This is a genomic window from Pseudomonas sp. OTU5201 (assembly GCF_038440135.1).
Lineage (GTDB): Bacteria > Pseudomonadota > Gammaproteobacteria > Pseudomonadales > Pseudomonadaceae > Metapseudomonas > Metapseudomonas resinovorans.
The window spans coordinates 12,479-30,875 of the sequence record NZ_JASATC010000010.1 but is presented as its reverse complement, the minus strand read 5'-3'; the positions used below and the strand labels follow the sequence as shown (position 1 = coordinate 30,875).

The following is an 18,397-nucleotide window of genomic DNA, read 5'->3' as shown; positions in this document are numbered from 1 at the left end:
GACACTGGCCCCCTCGGCCGCGCCCCTGTACCGCTGCGGCAGCATTCCGGATAATACGCGGCCCTTTTTCAGCCCGGCGACGCCACGCCTTATGACCGACTTCATCTTTGCCCTGCTCGGTGCAGCGCTGGTCAACAACCTCATTCTCGGCCTGCCCCTGGGTGCCGACAGTCTGCGCCGGCCGCGTAGTCGGGCACTGGCCCTGGCTGGTGGTGCACTGATCGCCCTCACCACGCCGCTTGCCTGGCTGCTCGACCAGTTCATGCTGGCGCCATTGGGCCTCGATTCGTTGCGACTGTTCCTCTTCCTGCCATTGGCGGCACCGCTCGCCTGGCTTTGCCTGCGCCTGCTCGCACGCCTGCGCCCAGCGCTCTCCCAGGACGGCCTCTGGCCCCTGCTGCTGGCCAACGGTGCAGCGCTGGGTGCCATGCTGATCGGCAGCACTGGCAGCTTCAGTGCAGCCCTCGGCCTGGGCCTTGGCGGTGGTCTGGGCTTCTGGCTGGTGTTGACCCTGTTCGACGACCTGCTCGGGCAAGTGGATGAGTCCAGGGTGCCGGCCGCCTTTCGCGGCACGCCCATGTTGCTGGTCTGCGCCGGCCTGATGGGCCTGGCCTTCCTCGGCTTCAACGGCATGGGGGCGCAATGAACCAGGCCAGCCTGATCCAGCGCATCGACGCCCTGCTGCCACAAACCCAATGCGGCAAGTGCGGCCACCCCGGCTGCAAGCCCTACGCCGAAGGCATCGCCCAGGGCGAAGCGATCAACAAGTGCCCGCCCGGCGGCACCGCAACCATCATCGCGCTGGCTGACCTGCTCAGCGTTCAGCCGCTGCCCCTGGAGGCCCCCAATGGCCCGGTGCCGCCGCAGATCGCCTTCATCCGTGAGGCCGAATGCATCGGCTGCACCAAATGCATCCAGGCCTGCCCGGTGGATGCCATCGTTGGCGCCGCCAAGCAGATGCACACCGTCATCACCGATGAGTGCACCGGCTGCGAGCTTTGCGTCGTGCCCTGCCCGGTCGACTGCATCGACATCCTGCCGCTGGCCGAACCGGCCGCCAGCGCGCAGCGTCATCACGCCGACCAGTTCCGTCAGCGCTTCGAATTCCGCAATGCCCGCCTGGCCCGGGAAGAAGCACGCCGCCAGGCCGAACGCGAAGCCCGTGCGGCCCGCGCCGCACAAGCCCAGCAAAGCACCGCTGCTGCTCCAACGGACGCGGTGCAGGCCGCCATCGAACGGGTGAAGGCGCAGAAAGCCGCTACCCCAAGCCTGAGCGACCAGCAGAAGCGCCTGAAGATCGAAGCAGCCATGGCCCAGGTGGCATTGAAGAAGGCCGAGGCCCAGTACGAGGTCTATGGCACCTCCGACTTGCTGGCCCAGGTCACCGAGTTGCGCGCAGCCAATGACCAGGCCCAGGCTGCCCTCAAAGCCGCCATGGAAGCACCGACCCCGCACGTGGACGAAGCGGCCCTCAAGCAAGCGAAGATCGCCGCAGCCATGAGTCGGGCCCAACTGAGCAAGGCCGAAAAAGCCTTCGGTGAATCCCCCACAGCGGAACAGCAAGCCCAACTGGCCGAACTGCGCGCTGCCGTGGACCAGGCCCAACAGCGCCTGGATGGACTCCAGGGCACCCCTGCCGCGCCTGCCAGTGAAGGCGAAGCACGTCTCAAGCAGGCCAAGATCGCCCTCGCCAGCCGTCGCGCCGAACTGAAAAGCGCCGAGCTGCGCAGTGCCGATGAGGCCGAACTGGCGCCGTTGCGCCAGGCCCTGGCCGACGCCGAAGCGGTCCTGCATGCCGCCGAAGACGCCTCGGGCAAGCAGCCGCCCAACCTCCAGCGCATCGACAAGCGCCCGGTGGACCCGGCCGTGCGTGCCATGAAGACCGAACTGGCCTATGCCCGCGCCGACGTCAGCAAGCTGGAGCGCCAGGCCGAAGCCGACCCGGCGGCACTGGCCCAGGCCCGCGAGCGTCTGGCCAAGGCTGAACGCGCCCTCGCCGAGCAGTCGCCGTCGCCATGACCACGCGCCCGGCCTTCGACCCGCGCCCCAGCATGCAGCTGGTGCTGGTCGCCTGCCTGCCGGGCCTGCTCGCACTGTTCTGGCAATATGGCTGGGGCAGTGTGCTGCAACTGATGGTGGCTGTTTCCGTCGCCCTGCTGTGCGAGGCCCTGGTGCGCCGCCAACTGGGGCAGGCCGTCACCACCGAAGCCTCCCTGTTCAACCTGCCGCTGCTGGGTGAAGGCAGCGCTCTGGTCAGCGCTACCCTGCTGGCCCTGGCACTGCCGCCCTACTCGCCCTGGTGGCTGACCGCCAGCGCCTGCGCCTTCGCCCTGCTGTTCGGCAAGGCACTGTTCGGCGGCTTCGGGCAGAACCCCTTCAACCCGGCCATGCTCGGCTACGCCCTGGTGCTGGTGGCCTTCCCCGCCCAGCTCAACCAGTGGCCCACGGCCGGTCATCACCCTGGCCTGGGTGAGTCCCTGCAACAGGTACTGGGCCTTGGCGGCGGGCTGGTGGATGGCTGGAGCCAGGCTACCGCCCTGGACAGCCTCAAGCACAATGATCGCCTGACCATCGACGAACTCTTCTCCAGCCACTCCGCCTTCGGCGGCGTTGGCGGGCGTGGCGCGGAATCGGTCAACCTGGCGTTCCTGCTGGGTGGCCTGTTCCTGCTGCAACGCAAGGTCATCCGCTGGCACGCACCCGTCGGCTTGCTGGCGGGGCTCTTCATCGCCAGCCTGCTGTGCTGGAACGGCTCCGGGTCAGACTCCAATGGCTCGCCGCTGTTCCACCTGTTCAGCGGCGCCACCATGCTCGGCGCCTTCTTCATCGCCACCGAGCCGGTATCCGGCGCCGCCAGCGACCGCGGCCGCCTGCTGTTCGGCGTCGGTGCCGGGTTGCTGGTCTACGTGATCCGTACCTGGGGCGGCTACGCAGACGGCATGGCCTTCGCCATCCTGCTGATGAACCTGCTGGTCCCCACCCTCGACCGCTACGCTCCGCGCAACCAGGAAGCGCAGCCATGAACGGCCGCAGTCTGACGTTGCTAATCCTGCTGGCGATGGCCGGCCTGGCCGTGTTGATCGCAACCGACCGGCTGCTGGCTGGCCGCATCGACGCCGAGCGCCAGGCCGCCGACGAGCGCGCCCTGCTCGATCTGCTGCCCCCCGGCAGCTATGACAACCATCCACTTGCCCACCCCATCGCCCTGCCCGCCAGTGAGCTGCTAGGCAATCCGGCCCCCACGCAAGCCTGGCTGGCCACGCGTGAAGGAACCGCGGTCGCGGTACTGCTACCGGCCACCGCCAAGGGCTACGAAGGACCAATCCACCTGCTGCTGGCCATCCGCCCGGACGGCCGCCTGCTGGCCACCAAAGTACTCGGTCACCGCGAAACGCCGGGTATCGGTGACCGCATCGAGCCATCCCGCAGTGCCTGGTTGCAGGTATTCACCGACGCCTCGCTCACCAACCATCCGGAAGCAGAATGGCGAGTGAAGGCCGACAACGGTCAGTTCGACCAGATCGCCGGTGCCACCATCACGTCCCGCGCGGTGGTCAGCGCCACTCAGCACGCCTTGCAGTTCTTCGACAACCATCGTCCGTTGCTGCTCGGAGGCCAGTCGCCATGAAAGCCAGCCACATAGGCCTGATGGGCGTCGCACTGCTGGTGGGTGCCACCGACCTGTTGATCAAGGGCGTTGGCCTGGCACTCGCCAGCCTGCCCATGTTGCTGCTCTTCGGCCTGGCGCTACCGACGTTACAGCGACAACTGGGCGGTGCCGCTTACTGGCTCGGCGCCCTCCTGCTGGCCGCCCTGCTGGCCAACCTGGCCAACCTGTTGCTGCAAGCCGGCGCCTTTGAACTGCACCGCGCCCTCGGCCCTTACGTCTACTTGTTGGTACTGCCCTGCCTGCAGCTTGCGGCAAAAGAATCCACAGGCGCCCTCGACGGCCTGCGCATGGGGCTGGCGTTCAGCCTGCTCGCCCTGCTGCTGGGCACGCTGCGGGAAGTCCTGGGCCACGCCAGCCTGTTCACCCACTTCGACTGGCTGCTGGGCCCCACCGCCCTGGGCTGGCGCCTGCAGTTCGGCGCCGATGGCATTCCCCTGTTCGCCCTTGCGCCCGGAGCCTTTATCCTGCTCGGTACGCTACTGGCACTGTCGCGCCGCCTGACCAACCGGACCGCTGATTCCTGATGAACGCCGCAAAACGCTACGAAATCTTCCGCCGCCTTCACGACGACGACCCCAACCCCACCACCGAGCTGGCCTACAGCACGCCCTTCGAGCTGCTGATCGCGGTCATCCTCTCCGCCCAGGCCACCGATGTCGGGGTGAACAAAGCCACGGCCAAGCTCTACCCGGTGGCCAACACGCCGGAAGCCATCCATGCCCTGGGTGTCGAAGGTCTGTCCGAGTACATCAAGACTATTGGCCTCTACAACAGCAAGGCGAAGAACGTCATCGAAACCTGCCGCATCCTCATCGAGAAGCACGGCAGCATCGTGCCGGACAACCGCGAAGACCTCGAAGCCCTGCCCGGCGTTGGCCGCAAGACGGCCAACGTGGTGCTCAACACGGCCTTCCGCCAGCCAACAATGGCGGTGGATACGCACATCTTCCGGGTCAGCAACCGCACCGGCATCGCCCCCGGCAAGAACGTGCTGGAGGTGGAGAAGAAGCTGGTGAAATTCGTTCCAAAAGAATTCCTGCTGGACGCCCACCACTGGCTGATCCTGCACGGGCGCTACGTGTGCGTGGCCCGAAAACCCCGCTGTGGCGCGTGTCGCATCGAAGATCTGTGCGAGTACAAGGCGAAGACCTCTGACGATTGAAAACCTATTGATTCACTCAAGTATCCGATTGAAAAAATCTTTTTTACCGGCCTCGGCTTTGCGTTTATAAGGTGCGCCAATAGCGCCCCGCTTTGTGGAGTGACCTTATGAGCACAGCCAAAGACGATATCGAGCTCGAAGAAGAATTCGTTTCCGAGGATGCCGAAGACTCGGAAGCCCCGGCAGAAACCGCGAAAACCAACCTGACCAAGCGCCGCATCATCGACAACTACCTCGAAGAACGACGTTTGCAGAAGCAACTCACCGATTACGACTTCGACCTGTAATCAGCTACTTCCAAAGCCCCGCCGACGCGGGGCTTCTTGTTGGTGCCGTTCGCAAAGTTCACGTGTAGGGGCGAATTCATTCGCCAAGGGACGCGCAGCGGCCCCCGGATATCCAGAGAGGCAGACCTCCGGCCGGCTTGGCGATTGAAATCGCCCCTTCAAAAAGAAGCCGGCACGAGGCCGGCTTTATAAGGACGCACAACAAATCGATCAGCGCAGCTTTTCCAGCATCTGGTAGTACCACATGCCCACCGCCAGCATGTGGTTGCCCAGGCGCTCGCTCAGCGGCACGCGGATGTGCTGGCACTGGGCGAAGGTGTCGAACTTCTCCAGGCTGCCGCTCATGGCGTTGGCCATGACCTCGCCCATGATGTGGGTGGTCGCCACGCCGTGGCCGGAGTAACCCTGGCAGTACCAAACGTTCTTCGACAATTTGCCGAGCTGCGGGATGCGGTTGATCACGATGCCCATGGCGCAGCTCCACTTGAAGTCGATCTCCACGCCCTTGAGTTTCGGGAAGGTGCGCTCGATGCACGGGCGCAGCTCGGCCTCGATGTCACGAGAGTCGCGCCCTGAATAGTTGGCACCACCGCCGAACAGCAGTCGGCCATCGCCAGTCATGCGGTAGTAATCGAGCACGAAGCGGCAGTCGTAGACGGCCAGGTCCTGCGGGTTGAGCTCTTTCGCCAGGTCGCCCAGGGGCTTGGTGGTGACGATACCGCCCATGGCCGGGAAGATCATGCCCTTGAGCTTCTTGCGCTCCAGCTTGTGGTAGACGTCGCCGGCCAGCAGCACCTGCTGGGCATTGATCCGGCCGCGGCTGGTGATCACCGCTGGGCGATCACCGTGGATGATGTCCTGCACCTCGGAGTGCTCGAAGATCAGCGCACCCAGGCTGGCGGCGGCCTTGGCCTCACCAATGCACAGGTTCAGCGGGTGCAGGTGCATGTTGCGGGTGTTCTTGATGGCGCCGACATAGAGGTCGGAATCCAGATGCTCACGCACGCCGGCGGCGTCCAGCAGGGTGACGTCGTCGCCCATGCCACGGCGCACCGCTTCTTCGTAAGAGGCCTTCAGCTCAGCCATGTGCGAAGGCTTCATCGCTGCGTGCAGGTGGCCGTGCTTGAGGTCGCACTGAATGCCGTACTTGGCGACGCGGTTCTTGATGATCTCGTGGCCGCGCCAGCGCAGGTACCAGATGAAGTCGTCCACGTCCTTGCCAAGGAAACCGCTCATCTGTTTACGCATGGCCGCGTCACCCGACAGGCTGCCGGTGACCTGTCCCCCGTTGCGGCCGGTGGCGCCCCAGCCGATCTTGTGGGTTTCCACCAGCGCCACCTTGTAGCCGCGTTCGGCCATCTCCACTGCCGTGGCAACCCCGGTGAAGCCACCGCCGATGATGGCGACGTCAACGTTCACCTCCCCTTCGAGTGTGGGATAGGCAGTCTCCTCGTTGAGGCTCGCGGAATAATAGGAAGGCGCGCGCTCGGCGGCAGGAAGCGGGTGTTTGATTGCAGCGGTCATGGTAGATCCTTTGGAAAAAATGTCCGGGGCTGTCAGGGCAGGCACTTGGCCTGCTTGGCGAATGAATTCGCGCCTACAGGAACAGTCTCGGATCGATACGTGATATCCGGTTCAAGCCTGGTTCAGGTACCAGCGCCAGTCCTGCTCGCCGACTTCCGACATGAACTGGCGGTATTCGGCGCGTTTCACCGCCAGGTAGACGCCGAGGAAGGCGGTACCAAAGGCATCGCGGGCCCAGCTGGATTGCTCCAGCGCGCGCAGCGAGGTGAGCCAGTCGGTGGGCAGCAGCTCCTTGGCCTGGGCGTAGCCATTGCCCTCTACCGGGTTACCCGGATCGAGGTTCTCGCGGATGCCACGGTGGATACCGGCGAGGATGGCGGCCGCCGCCAGATAGGGGTTGGCGTCGGCGCCGCAGATGCGGTGTTCGATATGCCGGCTATTGGCCGGGCCACCCGGTACGCGCAGGCTCACGGTGCGGTTATCCACACCCCAGGTCGGCGCCAGCGGTGCATAGCTGTTGGCCTGGAAGCGGCGATAGGAGTTGGCGTTGGGGCAGAACAGCAGCAGCGAATCCAGCAGGCACTTGAGCATGCCGCCCACCGACTGGCGCAACAGCGGGGTGCCGGCCGGGTCTTCGCTGGCGAACAGGTTGCGCCCTTCGGCATCGGCCAGGCTCACGTGCATGTGCATGCCGGTGCCGGCAATCTCGGAGAAGGGCTTGGCCATGAAGCAGGCCTGCATGCCGTGGGCATGGGCCACGCCCTTGACCAGGCGCTTGTAGCGCACGGCCTGATCCATGGCTTGCAGTGCGTCGCCGTGTTCCAGGGTGATTTCCACCTGGCCAGGGGCGTACTCGGAGATCGCGGTGCGCGCCGGAATGCCCTGTGCCTTGCAGGCGGCGTAGAGGTCTGCCAGGAAGGGTTCGATCTGTTCCAGCTCACGCAAGCCATATACCTGGGTACCGCGCGGGCGGTGGCCATCGGCGTCCAGCGCTGGCTGCGGACGGCCGTCGGCATCGCGTTTCTGATCCAGCAGATAGAACTCCAGTTCGCAGGCCATCACCGGGTGGAAACCGTCGGCCTTGAGACGATCGATCACCTCCACCAGCACCTGGCGCGGATCAGCGATGGCTGCGGGCATGCCCTCCTGCGGATGCATGCAGACCTGCACGGCGGCGGTGGGCATCTTGCGCCACGGCAGACGCACCAGGCTGCCCGCCAGCGGGTAAGCGCGGCAGTCGATATCGCCCACTTCCCAGACCAGGCCGGAATTCTCCACATCCTCACCGTGCATGGTCAGGCCGAGGATGGTACTCGGTAGCGGACGGCCGGTTTCGTACACGGCCAGCAACTCGTCGCGGTGCAGCAGCTTGCCGCGCGGCACGCCATTGGCGTCGAGAATGAAAAGTTCGAAGGCATCGATATCCGGGTTCTGCTCGAGGAAATCCCGGGCTTCCTGCACGCTGGCAAAATTCATGGCGCTCTCTTTAGTGCCCGTGGGCACGCACACTGCCCTTGTCGCTCGGATCAAGGGACGACTTTCTCGTTCTGGGTGAGGTTGGCCGCGACACTGGCGACCATGAGTCAGGCGAGTGCGCTATCCGGCGGACGGGCGTGGCGGCAATGCCAGAGCGCCCAGAAGGCAAGTTCGAGCGGCAGGGAGATCAGGAGATTGACGGCCCACTTGCGGGAGAACAGGACCGAGGGAGCGACTCCAGGGGCACGGCGGGCGGCGCGGACCTGACCGAGGGTCAGAGCGCGGAGCGGCGATGTGTGCGGAGCCGGACAACCCATGAGGAAGCATCGTGTTATTGGAATGGGTAGCAGGCTCGCACGGCGCCATGTGTCAATAAAATTCAGGTTTTCCTATCTTTGGTTAATCAACGACTAAACATTAACCCTGCCTGATGGAGATTCCATGGAAACGCCATAGCCCCGTACGATCCAGCAGCGGCGCTATGCCGGGCCTCGAATGGTGGACCGGTGAAGCGTGGTCCACCCTACGGCTGAATCCCATCCTGGGCACACAGGTTCTGCCTAGCGCAGTTTCAGAGGGTCCACCAGCCCCGCCACCACCGCCATGCCCACCAGGTCCGGCAGGCGCTCGGCCTGCATGCGCTTCATCACCCGGGCGCGGTAGAGGTCGACCGTCTTCACGCTGATATCCAGCTGCTCGGCGATCTCGCGATTGGTGTACCCCTGCACCAGCGGCAACAGCACATCGCGCTCGCGGGGCGTGAGGCTATCGAGGCGCTCCTGCAACTGGCCCTGGCCTCCACTGCCGGTGCGGCGCTGATCGCAGCTGCCGAGGGCCTGCTGCACGCTGTCCAGCAGCAACTGTTCGTTGTAGGGCTTCTCGATGAAGTCGCGGGCGCCGGCCTTGAAGGCGCGCACGACGATGGGCACGTCAGCATGGCCGCTGACGAAGATGATCGGCAGGTCGAGGCCGCGGCTGCGCATTTCTTCCTGCACATTGAGGCCACCCATGCCGGGCATGCGCACATCCAGCAAGACACAGGCGTCCAGGCCGGCATCGCAGGCATCGAGGAAGGCCCGGCCGCTGGTAAACGGCAGCGCCTTGAGGCCCACCGATTCCAGTAACCAGACGGTGGAGTCGAGCATGCCCTGGTCGTCATCCACCACGTAGACCACCTGTTCGCCAGCGTTGGACATCAATCCCTCTCCTTTCCTGTTCTTGTTATTGCAGGGGCAGGCGGCAGCGCATCAGCAACCCGCCCTCCTCGCCCGGCATCCCGTCGAGGGAACCCCCGAACCCTTCGACGATGCTGCGGCTCATCGACAACCCCAGGCCCAGGCCATCCGGCTTGCTGGTGTAAAACGGGGTGAAGATACGCGACAGCGCCTCGTCATCGAGGCCGGGGCCCTGGTCACGAACCTCGATGGCCAGGTGGCCGTTGCCCGCATGCGCGGCCAGGCGAATCACCGAACCCTGGCCGGGATGGGCTTCGCGGTTGGCGTCGATGGCGTTGCGCAGCAGGTTGAGCAGCACCTGCTCCAGCAGCACGCGGTCGGCGTAGACCGGCGGCAGATTGTCCGGTAATTGCTCCTCGATCGCCACCTGGCTGGCGCTGGCTTCCCAGGAACAGAGGCGCACCGCCTCGTGGGCGACTTCCGCCAGGTCCAGCGCCTGCATCTTGCGCTGGCCCTTGCGCAGGAAGGCTCGCAGCCGCTTGATCACTTCCGAGGCGTGGTTGGCGTGTTCAGTGATGCGTTCCAGGCCTTGGGCCACTCGCTCTGCCGCCTTCGGGTTGGACCCCAGCGACTGCAGGTAGCGCTGGCTGGCGCTGGCGTAGTTGACCACCGCCGCCAGGGGCTGGTTGATCTCGTGGGCGATGCCGGAGGCCAGTTCGCCCAGCGTCACCAGGCGCGCGGTGTGCGCCAGTTCGTCCTGGTGTCGGCGCTGCTGGGCCTCGCGCAGTTCGCGCTCGGTCATGTCGCGGGCGACCAGCGAGTAGTAGCGCTCGCCACCCGCGCTGGAATGGGCCAGCAACACCATGGAAACCGGCACCGAGGCACCGCCGCCCGGCGGCACCAGCCGCGAATCGAGGCTCCACACGCCCTTGCGCTCGGCGATGCTCCAGCCCTCGCGGTGCAGACGCGCCAGGTCATCGGCGGCAATGACCTCCGCCAGCGCTGGCATGGGCTGCTTGCCTCCCAGGCCAAGGGCACGACGTGCCGCCGGGTTGAGGTAGGTGATGTGCCCGTCCGGATCGACGAAAAGCACCGGGTCGGTATTGGCTTCCACCACCTCGGCCAAACGCCGCTTGTTCTCCTCGGCCTGCACCCGCGCAGTGATATCGCGGGATACGCTCACCACCTCCACCACGGCTCCGGTGTACGTCTCGCGGATGGCACGGCTGGCGGTTTCGAACCAGAGGTAATGCCCCGCGCGATGACGGATGCGGTAGGTCATGGTGTGGTAGCCGTCCTGCTCGAGCGCGTCGCGGGCGCGCTGCACCAGTTGGGCGAGCTCCTGAGGATGGAACAGGCACTGGGCGAGTTGCCCGCGCAATTCTTCCGGCCAGTAGCCGAGCAGCGTCCAGGAGGCCGGTGAAGCATCGAGAAAGCGACCTTCAGGTGTGTGACGGGAAATCAGGTCGGTGGTGTTCTCGGTGATCAGCCGGTACAGCCGCCGTGCTCGCGCCGCCTCACGCTCGGTGAGAATCTGCGCGGTCGCCTCACGGCAACGCGCCAGCACGCGCCGTTCCTGTGGGTCAGGGATATAGGTCCAGATCAGCATGCGCTCGCCACATTGAGCTTCCACCCCTTCGATGGCGCGTGTCTGGGCAAGGCAGGCGTGCACCAGCGAGGCGTGGTTCACCGGCAGGAAGCGCAGCACCTCGACCAGGGGCATTTCCCCGAGCATCGCCAGCAGCGCAGCATTCAACTCCAACGGCCGGGCCTCGGCATCTACCAGCAGGCTCGGCTGCGGATCATGACCAAGCAGTGGCGACGCACGCAGCAAGCCGTTGACGCTGCCGAGCAGGGTCGTGAGCAGTTCGTGGACCCAGCCCAGCCAATCCAGGCTCCCCCCCTCACGCACCTCCACCAGCAGCAGCCCCTGCTGCCCGCTTTCCAGCGCGAGGTCAAAGGCCTGGCCGTGGCTGATGGCGGCGCGACGCAAGCGCCCGGCCAGCCAACAGTCGAGCTGACGCAACTGGTCCAACCCCAGCCGACCCACTTCCGCCAGGCGTGCGGCAAGGACTTCGTCGCTGGCCTGCAGCGGGTCGCCCTGCCCCGGCGGTAGCTGCTGGCCGCTGCCTTCATGACTGTAGATGCGCGCACCGGGCAACCAGCTCAGGTAGTAGGCCTGGCGCACCTCGGGACAACCCCGCAGCGCCCGGCACAGGGCATCGACGCGGGCGGCCAGGGAAACGCCCTCGCGCTGCAAGCGCAGCCAGGTGTGAAGTCGAACCGGAGTCTGGGTCATGGCGAGTCCAGCGGCTGGGGGTGGGCAAGGATAGCGTGGCTAACGAGGGGCCGGAATGTTCGCGAAGGTGCGCCACATCGCTGTAGGAGCCAGTTTGCTGGCGATTGACCGACCCATGTGGATCAGGGCCTGACGTCACGCCCAGGGCATTCGCGGGCAAGCTCGCTCCCATACCCCAAGAATATAGTAGTTTTACTATACTACTCTAGAACTACTTCCATATTATTCCGGTATTGGTATATAAATCACCCCAGAAATCTACCGAACACTCCCAGGTGAGTCGGTGAAGAAGAGCTAATAATCAGCCGCCGGGTATCCAGCATGTCGATCTACGATCAGGGCCTCGCCCCCGCCGCCGTCAACCACATCGCCCTCTCCCCCCTCAGCTTCATCGAGCGCACCGCCGCCGTTTATCCCCACTACCCCGCCGTCATCCACGGTTCCGTCCGCCGCAACTGGGCCGAAACTTATGCGCGCTGCCGGCGCCTGGCCTCGGCCCTGGCCGGCCGTGGCATCGGCAAGGGCGACACGGTGGCGGTGATGCTGCCGAACATTCCGCAGATGCTGGAGGCACACTTCGGCGTGCCCATGATCGGCGCCGTGCTGAATACCTTGAATGTGCGCCTCGATGCCGAAGCCATCGCCTTCATGCTGCAGCATGGCGAAGCCAGGGTGCTGATCACCGACCGTGAATTCCATGAGGTGATCCACGCCGCCATCGGCATGCTCGACCATCCGCCACTGGTGATCGACGTCGACGACCCGGAATACGGCGAAGGCCAGGCGGTGAGCGACCTCGACTACGAAGCGCTGCTGGCCGAAGGCGACCCGGACTTCGCCTGGCAGTGGCCGGCGGACGAGTGGCAAGCCATTTCCCTGAACTACACCTCTGGCACCACCGGCAATCCCAAGGGCGTGGTCTATCACCATCGCGGTGCCTACCTGAACGCACTGGGCAACCAGATGACCTGGAACATGAGTAACCACCCGGTCTACCTCTGGACCCTGCCGATGTTTCACTGCAACGGCTGGTGCTATCCCTGGACGGTCACGGCCCTGGCCGGCGTGCATGTGTTCCTGCGCCGGGTGGACCCGCAGAAGATCCTCACCCTGATCCGCGAACACCAGGTCAGCCACCTGTGCGGCGCACCCATCGTGCTCAACGCCCTGGTGAACATGCCCGAATCAGCCAAGGCCGCCATCGACCACCCGGTAAACGCCATGGTCGCGGGTGCGGCGCCGCCGGCCAAGGTGATCGGCGCGGTGGAAGAGATGGGCATCCGCGTCACCCACGTCTACGGCCTGACCGAGGTCTATGGCCCAGTGACCGTGTGCGCCTGGCATGACGAGTGGGACGAACTGCCCCTGGAAGAGCGCGCCCGCATCAAATCCCGCCAGGGCGTGCGCTACCCCACCCTTGAAGGGGTCATGGTGGCGGACCCGAAGACCCTGGAACCGGTCCCCCTGGACGGCCAGACCATCGGCGAGATTTTCATGCGCGGCAACACCGTGATGAAGGGCTACCTGAAGAACCCCAGTGCCACCAGCGAAGCCTTCGAGGGCGGTTGGTTCCACACCGGCGACCTGGCCGTGTGGCACCCGGACGGCTACGTGGAAATCCGCGACCGGCTGAAGGACATCATCATCTCCGGCGGCGAGAACATCTCTACCATCGAGCTTGAGGGCGTGCTCTATCGCCACCCGGCGGTACTGGAAGCAGCCGTGGTGGCGCGCCCGGACGAGAAGTGGGGCGAAACCCCCTGTGCCTTCATCACCCTCAAGGCCGACCAGCAGGAGACCCGCGAAGCGGAGATCATCGCCTTCTGCCGCGAGCACCTGGCGGGCTTCAAGGTACCCAAGACAGTGGTCTTCACCCAATTGCCGAAGACCTCCACCGGCAAGATCCAGAAATACGTCCTGCGCGACATGGCGAAGAACCTCTAAGAGCCGGACTGAGCAAACAGGCCGGCAGCCCCACGGCTGCCGGGATAGGCCGCTGCATGCCCGAAAAAGCTGCGGCGGCTGGCAACAGGCATCGACAACAACAACAAGCGGAGCCGTCATGAGTACCCAAAACCCAGCCCTCACCCAAAGCTTCGACCGTATCCGGTCCAACCCCAAGTTCCAGAACCTGGCACGCCAGAGAGCCGTACTCGCCTGGTCCCTCAGCGCCATCGTGCTGGGGGTCTACTACCTGTTCATCATGCTGGTGGCCTTCGTGCCCGGCTGGCTGCACCTGCCACTCTACGACGGCAGCAACCTCAGCCGCGGCATCCCGGTGGGCGCCGCCATCATCGTGCTGTCCTGGCTGCTGACCGCCTGGTACGTGCGCAGCGCCAACACCCGCTTCGACAGCCTCAGCGCAGAGATCATCAAGGAGGCCCAGGCATGAAAGCCCTGTTCAGCCTGCTCGCCCTGGCGCCTCTGACCAGCTTCGCCGCCCCCTTGGTGGCGGAGAAACAGGCGCTCAACCTCAACGCCATCGGCATGTTCTTCGTGTTCGTCCTTGGCACCCTGGCAATCACCTGGTGGGCCGCTCGGCGAACCCGTTCTACAGCCGACTTCTATACCGCTGGTGGCGGTATCTCGGGCTTCCAGAACGGCCTGGCAATCGCGGGTGACTACATGTCGGCAGCCACCCTGCTGGGCCTCACCAGCCTGGTGTTCACCAAGGGCTACGACGGTTTCGTCTACATCATCGGCTTCTTCGTCGGCTGGCCGGTCATCACCTTCCTGATGGCTGAGCGCCTGCGCAACCTGGGGCGCTACACCTTCGCCGATATCGTTTCCTACCGCCTGGACCAGACCCGCGTGCGCAGCTTCGCCGCCATCGGCTCGCTGACTGTAGTCTGCTGCTACCTGATCGTGCAGATGGTCGGCGCCGGCCAACTGATCAAGTTGCTGTTCGGCCTCGACTACCAGATGGCCGTAGTGGTGGTTGGCCTGCTGATGTTGGTCTACGTGATTTTCGGCGGCATGATCGCCACCACCTGGGTACAGATCATCAAGGCCGTCCTGCTGCTGGCCGGCGGTACCACCCTGGTGCTGATGGCCATGAGCGAGTTCGGCTTCAGCTTCGAGAACCTCGCCGGCCGCGCGGTGGAAGCTCACGCCATCGGCAACGGCATCATGGGCCCCGGCTCCATGCTGGCAGACCCGATCAACGCCGTGTCGTTGTCCCTGGGCCTGGTGTTCGGCATCGCCGGCCTGCCGCATATCCTGATGCGCTTCTTCACCGTGCCCAACGCCCGGGAAGCACGCCGCTCGGTGCTGTTCGCCACCGGCTTCATCGGTTTCTTCTTCCTGGTGGTCTGCGTGCTCGGCTACACCGCCATCGTCATCGTCGGCACCGATCCTCAGTACTTCGTCGACGGCAAACTGGGCGGCACCCTGGTCGGCGGCGGCAACATGGTCGCCATGCACCTGGCCCAGGCGGTAGGCGGCAACCTGTTCCTCGGCTTCCTCTCCGCCGTGGCCTTCGCCACCATCCTCGCCGTGGTCGCGGGCCTCGCCCTGGCCGGTGCCTCGGCCATCTCCCACGACCTCTACGCCACCGTGCTGAAGAAAGGCCGCGCCAGCGAGCGCGACGAGATGCGCGTCAGCCGCATCGCCACCGTCTGCCTCGGCCTGGTGGCCATCGGCCTGGGGCTGCTGTTCGAGCAGATGAACATCGCCTTCCTCGTGGGCCTGACTTTCGGCGTGGCCGCCTCGGCGAACTTCCCGGTACTGATCATGGCCATGTACTGGCGGGGCCTGACCACCCGTGGTGCGCTCTGGGGCGGTTTCATCGGCCTGGTGTCGGCGCTGGTGTTGGTGATTCTCTCCCCGGCGGTGTGGGTGACCGTGCTGGGTCACGCCAAGGCGATCTTCCCCTACGACCACCCGGCGCTGTTCTCCATGCCGCTGGCCTTCCTGGTGATAGTCGTCGTCTCCAACCTCGACCGCAGCGCCCGCGCCAACCGCGAACGCGCCGCCTACGACGACCAGTTCGTGCGTGCCCAGACCGGCCTGGGAGCGGCAGCGGCCAGCAGCCATTGACCGATGGGGCACGGCTTGCCGCCGCGCCCTCCCCGCTTCGACCTGTCTGAGCGATCCCGCCTGTTGAGCCATGGCGCGGTCTCGGCTCCTTTGGGCCGCGCCCTTTTTCTTCCCGCTGTGCCCTCACAACAAAAACAAGAGGACCCCACCATGTACCGCACGACCCTCACCACCGGCCTACTCCTGGCCGGCGGCGCCCTCGGCTTGTCCACTCCCGCCCTGGCCGACTTCGTCAAGGACGGCAAGGCAAGCCTGGAGCTGCGCAACTTCTACTTCAACCGCGACTTCCGCCAGGACAACGCACCCCAGGCCAAGGCCGAAGAATGGGCCCAGGGCTTCCTGCTGCGCTATGAGTCGGGTTTCACCGAAGGCCAGATCGGCGTTGGCCTGGACGCCATCGGACTGCTCGGCGTGAAGCTGGACTCCAGCCCAGACCGCGCCGGATCCGGCCTGCTCAAGCGCGACCGAGAAGCCCCCAAGCGTGCCCAGGACGAATACGGCGAATTGGGCCTGACCGCCAAGCTGCGTGCCTCGAAAAGCACCCTCAAGCTCGGCACCCTGATGCCCAAAGTCCCCGTGCTGCTGGCCAACGACTCGCGCCTGTTGCCGCAGACCTTCGAGGGCGGCCAGCTCAACTCCCTGGAGATCGACGGCCTGACCTTCGATGCCGGACGCCTCACTCAGGTCAACCAGCGCGACTCCTCCGACTACGAGGACATGGGCATCACCACCGTCGGCGTAAAGAACATCCGCGCACGCCAGACCACCAGCGACGCCTTCGACTTCGCCAACCTCAGCTACAAGTGGAACGACGCCCTCACGACCGGCTACGGCTACGGCCGCCTCGAAGACTTCTACCGCCAGCATTACCTGACCCTGAACCACCTGCTGCCCCTGGGTGACGGCCAGAGCCTGAAGAGCGACCTGCGCTTCGCCCGCTCCACCGACGACGGTGGCAGCAATGTGGATAACAAGGCCTTCGGCGCGATGTTCACCTATGGCTTGGGCGGCCACGCCATCGGCTTGGGCTACCAGCGCATGAGCGGCGACACCGGCTTCGCCTACGTCAACGGCAGCGACGCCTACCTGGTGAACTTCGTGCAGATCAGCGATTTTGCCAACCGCGAGGAGCGCTCCTGGCAAGCGCGCTACGACTACAACTTCGCCGCTGTGGGGATTCCGGGGCTGACCTTCATGACCCGCTACCTCTCGGGCGACGATGTCGAACTGGGCACCGGGCGCGAGGATGGCAAGGAGTGGGAACGCGACACCGACATCGCTTACGTGGTGCAGAGCGGACCACTGAAGAACCTCGGCGTGAAATGGCGCAACGCCACCGTACGCTCGACCAACTTCGGCAACGACCTCGACGAGAACCGGCTGATCCTCAGCTACACGCTGCCACTTTGGTAGCACGGGCCCAGCCCCGTACTTCGGAGATACCCAACGCCGATCCATTCTACGGAGAAGCCGCACGTAGCCTGGATGCAATCCGGGATCGGTGTTGGGCATTTCCCCGAATCGCCAGATACGCCCGGCCTTGCAGCGCTTGGGCGCCTGCCCCTTGAGCTGAGAGTTCACCTCGCCCTCGGTCACGTAGGCGAACACCGACCCCGGATGGCTGTGCGCCAGGGAGCGCTGGCCCGGTGCACAGTTAACCGTCAGCATCAGCCCCTTCTTGCCAGGCACATTGAGCAGAGCGTGCTCCAGCAACGGCTATTTCAGCGGTAGTTTGCTCACCGCTGCCTCCAGGGCGAGCATCGCCTTGAGCGCATCGGGAGAGGAGGCGTAATAGTCCAGGCGCGGGGTCATCAAGGCATCCTCGTGGGGGGAAGGGATGCCTCAAAACTAATGCCGGCGGGGCTTGCGACCTACGGCCAATTGGCCTGATTACGGGGTGGCCAATCCGCTGACACGACCGCGGGAAGGCTGCGACTGTAGGAGCGAATTCATCGCCCCTACAAGAAAATCGGCGCTGGGCGACCGCGAATGAATTCGCCCACGAGGACCAGCGATCAAGCCTTCAGCTTATGAGTCCAGTCCAGCAGGCTGCGCCACAGGCAGATGCCCACGAAGTAGGCCGAGGACAGCCACCAGATGCCCAGCACCAGCGTCTTGTAGAAGGGATGCTGAAGGATCAGGAACATGCTGCTGATCATCCACACGAAGGTGACCACGATGTTCAGCGGCATCAGCTTGCGCACACGGAACGGGTGTAGGAACTTCAATTTGGTCAGCGTCAGGGCCGCAAGGAAGCAGATCAACAACAGGCTGACCACGGGCAGCGGATCGATGATCCAGATGTACAGCGCCACCACGTTCCAGGCTGCGGGGAAGCCGACGAAATAGTTGTCGCTGCTCTTCATATTCAGGTTGCAGAAGCAGAACAGCGACGACACCAGGATCAGGCTCACCGCCACCAGCGCCGTATGCTCGGGCAGGTCGATGTAGCGGTAGATGAAGATCGCGGGGATGAACACGTAGGTGAGGTAGTCGATCACCAGGTCCAGGGTCGAACCGTCGAAGTTAGGCAGCATGGTGCTGGTCTGCACGCGTCGGGCGAGGGTGCCGTCGAGGCCATCTACCAGCAACGCAGCCCCCAGCCACAGGAGGCAGTCACGGGGCTGGTTGTCGAACAGGGCAAGGATGGCCATCAGGGCCAGCACGACACCGGTGGCAGTGACACCGTGCGCGGACCAGGCCTTGGCTTTATTGACGACACTAATGTTGGTGGACACGAGGCAGCTCTGCTCTAAATAGTGGGCG

The 18,397-nt window shown here is 64.9% G+C and carries 16 protein-coding genes; 11 read left to right on the top strand and 5 right to left on the bottom strand.

What is annotated here, in order from left to right; translation table 11 throughout:
- Positions 1–91 precede the first annotated feature (91 nt).
- The 7 genes from AAHM40_RS08420 to AAHM40_RS08390 all read left to right on the top strand — a co-directional run bounded on the left by AAHM40_RS08420 (position 92) and on the right by AAHM40_RS08390 (position 5,119).
- Positions 92–646 carry an Rnf-Nqr domain containing protein gene (locus tag AAHM40_RS08420; RefSeq protein ID WP_342244226.1) on the top strand — a complete coding sequence of 185 codons (555 nt, stop codon included), beginning with the start codon at positions 92–94 and terminating at the stop codon, positions 644–646.
- The gene (rsxB, locus tag AAHM40_RS08415; RefSeq protein ID WP_342244225.1) at positions 643–2,019 is read left to right on the top strand and encodes an electron transport complex subunit RsxB; all 1,377 of its coding nucleotides are present in this window, start codon (positions 643–645) and stop codon (positions 2,017–2,019) included. Before AAHM40_RS08420 ends, rsxB begins: the two co-directional genes overlap by 4 nt.
- Positions 2,016–3,023, top strand: a complete 1,008-nt coding sequence (locus tag AAHM40_RS08410) for an RnfABCDGE type electron transport complex subunit D (RefSeq protein WP_342244224.1) — start codon at positions 2,016–2,018, stop codon at positions 3,021–3,023. Before rsxB ends, AAHM40_RS08410 begins: the two co-directional genes overlap by 4 nt.
- A complete protein-coding gene (locus AAHM40_RS08405) occupies positions 3,020–3,628 on the top strand; it encodes an RnfABCDGE type electron transport complex subunit G (protein ID WP_342244223.1) in 609 nt (202 codons plus the stop codon). The genes AAHM40_RS08410 and AAHM40_RS08405 overlap by 4 nt, the downstream gene beginning before the upstream one ends.
- A complete protein-coding gene (locus AAHM40_RS08400) occupies positions 3,625–4,194 on the top strand; it encodes an Rnf-Nqr domain containing protein (RefSeq protein ID WP_342244222.1) in 570 nt (189 codons plus the stop codon). Before AAHM40_RS08405 ends, AAHM40_RS08400 begins: the two co-directional genes overlap by 4 nt.
- Complete coding sequence (gene nth / locus AAHM40_RS08395; RefSeq protein ID WP_342244221.1) at positions 4,194–4,832, top strand: endonuclease III; 639 nt, start codon at positions 4,194–4,196, stop codon at positions 4,830–4,832. Before AAHM40_RS08400 ends, nth begins: the two co-directional genes overlap by 1 nt.
- A 107-nt stretch (positions 4,833–4,939) precedes the next feature.
- On the top strand, positions 4,940–5,119 hold the full coding sequence (locus tag AAHM40_RS08390) for a PA3496 family putative envelope integrity protein (protein ID WP_342244220.1): 180 nt from the start codon (positions 4,940–4,942) through the stop codon (positions 5,117–5,119).
- A 210-nt stretch (positions 5,120–5,329) separates the two neighbouring features.
- On the opposite strand, the gene AAHM40_RS08385 is transcribed toward AAHM40_RS08390, so the two are convergent.
- The 4 genes from AAHM40_RS08385 to AAHM40_RS08370 all read right to left on the bottom strand — a co-directional run bounded on the left by AAHM40_RS08385 (position 5,330) and on the right by AAHM40_RS08370 (position 11,593).
- On the bottom strand, positions 5,330–6,643 hold the full coding sequence (locus tag AAHM40_RS08385; RefSeq protein ID WP_280286670.1) for an NAD(P)/FAD-dependent oxidoreductase: 1,314 nt from the start codon (positions 6,641–6,643) through the stop codon (positions 5,330–5,332).
- 111 nt (positions 6,644–6,754) lie between these two features.
- Positions 6,755–8,119 (bottom strand): glutamine synthetase family protein, encoded by a 1,365-nt coding sequence (locus AAHM40_RS08380; protein ID WP_342244219.1) that lies wholly within the window; start codon positions 8,117–8,119, stop codon positions 6,755–6,757.
- A 560-nt stretch (positions 8,120–8,679) separates the two neighbouring features.
- On the bottom strand, positions 8,680–9,315 hold the full coding sequence (locus AAHM40_RS08375) for a response regulator transcription factor (protein ID WP_342244218.1): 636 nt from the start codon (positions 9,313–9,315) through the stop codon (positions 8,680–8,682).
- Positions 9,316–9,340: 25 nt separating this feature from the next.
- On the bottom strand, positions 9,341–11,593 hold the full coding sequence (locus AAHM40_RS08370) for a PAS domain-containing sensor histidine kinase (protein WP_342244217.1): 2,253 nt from the start codon (positions 11,591–11,593) through the stop codon (positions 9,341–9,343).
- A 321-nt stretch (positions 11,594–11,914) separates the two neighbouring features.
- On the opposite strand from AAHM40_RS08370, the gene AAHM40_RS08365 reads away from it, so the two are divergent.
- From AAHM40_RS08365 to AAHM40_RS08350, 4 genes are all read left to right on the top strand, one after another.
- A complete protein-coding gene (locus tag AAHM40_RS08365) occupies positions 11,915–13,537 on the top strand; it encodes an acyl-CoA synthetase (RefSeq protein WP_342244216.1) in 1,623 nt (540 codons plus the stop codon).
- Positions 13,538–13,655: 118 nt separating this feature from the next.
- On the top strand, positions 13,656–13,985 hold the full coding sequence (locus AAHM40_RS08360; RefSeq protein WP_280286665.1) for a DUF485 domain-containing protein: 330 nt from the start codon (positions 13,656–13,658) through the stop codon (positions 13,983–13,985).
- Positions 13,982–15,631: a cation acetate symporter gene (locus AAHM40_RS08355; protein WP_342244215.1), complete on the top strand. Its 1,650-nt coding sequence runs from the start codon at positions 13,982–13,984 to the stop codon at positions 15,629–15,631. Before AAHM40_RS08360 ends, AAHM40_RS08355 begins: the two co-directional genes overlap by 4 nt.
- Positions 15,632–15,781: 150 nt before the next feature.
- Positions 15,782–17,044: an OprD family porin gene (locus AAHM40_RS08350; RefSeq protein ID WP_342244214.1), complete on the top strand. Its 1,263-nt coding sequence runs from the start codon at positions 15,782–15,784 to the stop codon at positions 17,042–17,044.
- A gap of 602 nt (positions 17,045–17,646) precedes the next feature.
- Here AAHM40_RS08350 and pcsA read toward each other — a convergent pair.
- On the bottom strand, positions 17,647–18,369 hold the full coding sequence (pcsA, locus tag AAHM40_RS08340) for a phosphatidylcholine synthase (protein ID WP_342244213.1): 723 nt from the start codon (positions 18,367–18,369) through the stop codon (positions 17,647–17,649).
- Positions 18,370–18,397: the final 28 nt, after the last annotated feature.

Bases quoted from the DNA above. Each gene is read 5' to 3' on its own strand.
- AAHM40_RS08420 (WP_342244226.1), top strand. From the start codon at position 92: ATGACCGACTTCATCTTTGCCCTGCTCGGTGCAGCGCTGGTCAACAAC.
- rsxB (WP_342244225.1), top strand. From the start codon at position 643: ATGAACCAGGCCAGCCTGATCCAGCGCATCGACGCCCTGCTGCCACAA.
- AAHM40_RS08410 (WP_342244224.1), top strand. From the start codon at position 2,016: ATGACCACGCGCCCGGCCTTCGACCCGCGCCCCAGCATGCAGCTGGTG.
- AAHM40_RS08405 (WP_342244223.1), top strand. From the start codon at position 3,020: ATGAACGGCCGCAGTCTGACGTTGCTAATCCTGCTGGCGATGGCCGGC.
- AAHM40_RS08400 (WP_342244222.1), top strand. From the start codon at position 3,625: ATGAAAGCCAGCCACATAGGCCTGATGGGCGTCGCACTGCTGGTGGGT.
- nth (WP_342244221.1), top strand. From the start codon at position 4,194: ATGAACGCCGCAAAACGCTACGAAATCTTCCGCCGCCTTCACGACGAC.
- AAHM40_RS08390 (WP_342244220.1), top strand. From the start codon at position 4,940: ATGAGCACAGCCAAAGACGATATCGAGCTCGAAGAAGAATTCGTTTCC.
- AAHM40_RS08385 (WP_280286670.1), bottom strand. From the start codon at position 6,643: ATGACCGCTGCAATCAAACACCCGCTTCCTGCCGCCGAGCGCGCGCCT.
- AAHM40_RS08380 (WP_342244219.1), bottom strand. From the start codon at position 8,119: ATGAATTTTGCCAGCGTGCAGGAAGCCCGGGATTTCCTCGAGCAGAAC.
- AAHM40_RS08375 (WP_342244218.1), bottom strand. From the start codon at position 9,315: ATGTCCAACGCTGGCGAACAGGTGGTCTACGTGGTGGATGACGACCAG.
- AAHM40_RS08370 (WP_342244217.1), bottom strand. From the start codon at position 11,593: ATGACCCAGACTCCGGTTCGACTTCACACCTGGCTGCGCTTGCAGCGC.
- AAHM40_RS08365 (WP_342244216.1), top strand. From the start codon at position 11,915: ATGTCGATCTACGATCAGGGCCTCGCCCCCGCCGCCGTCAACCACATC.
- AAHM40_RS08360 (WP_280286665.1), top strand. From the start codon at position 13,656: ATGAGTACCCAAAACCCAGCCCTCACCCAAAGCTTCGACCGTATCCGG.
- AAHM40_RS08355 (WP_342244215.1), top strand. From the start codon at position 13,982: ATGAAAGCCCTGTTCAGCCTGCTCGCCCTGGCGCCTCTGACCAGCTTC.
- AAHM40_RS08350 (WP_342244214.1), top strand. From the start codon at position 15,782: ATGTACCGCACGACCCTCACCACCGGCCTACTCCTGGCCGGCGGCGCC.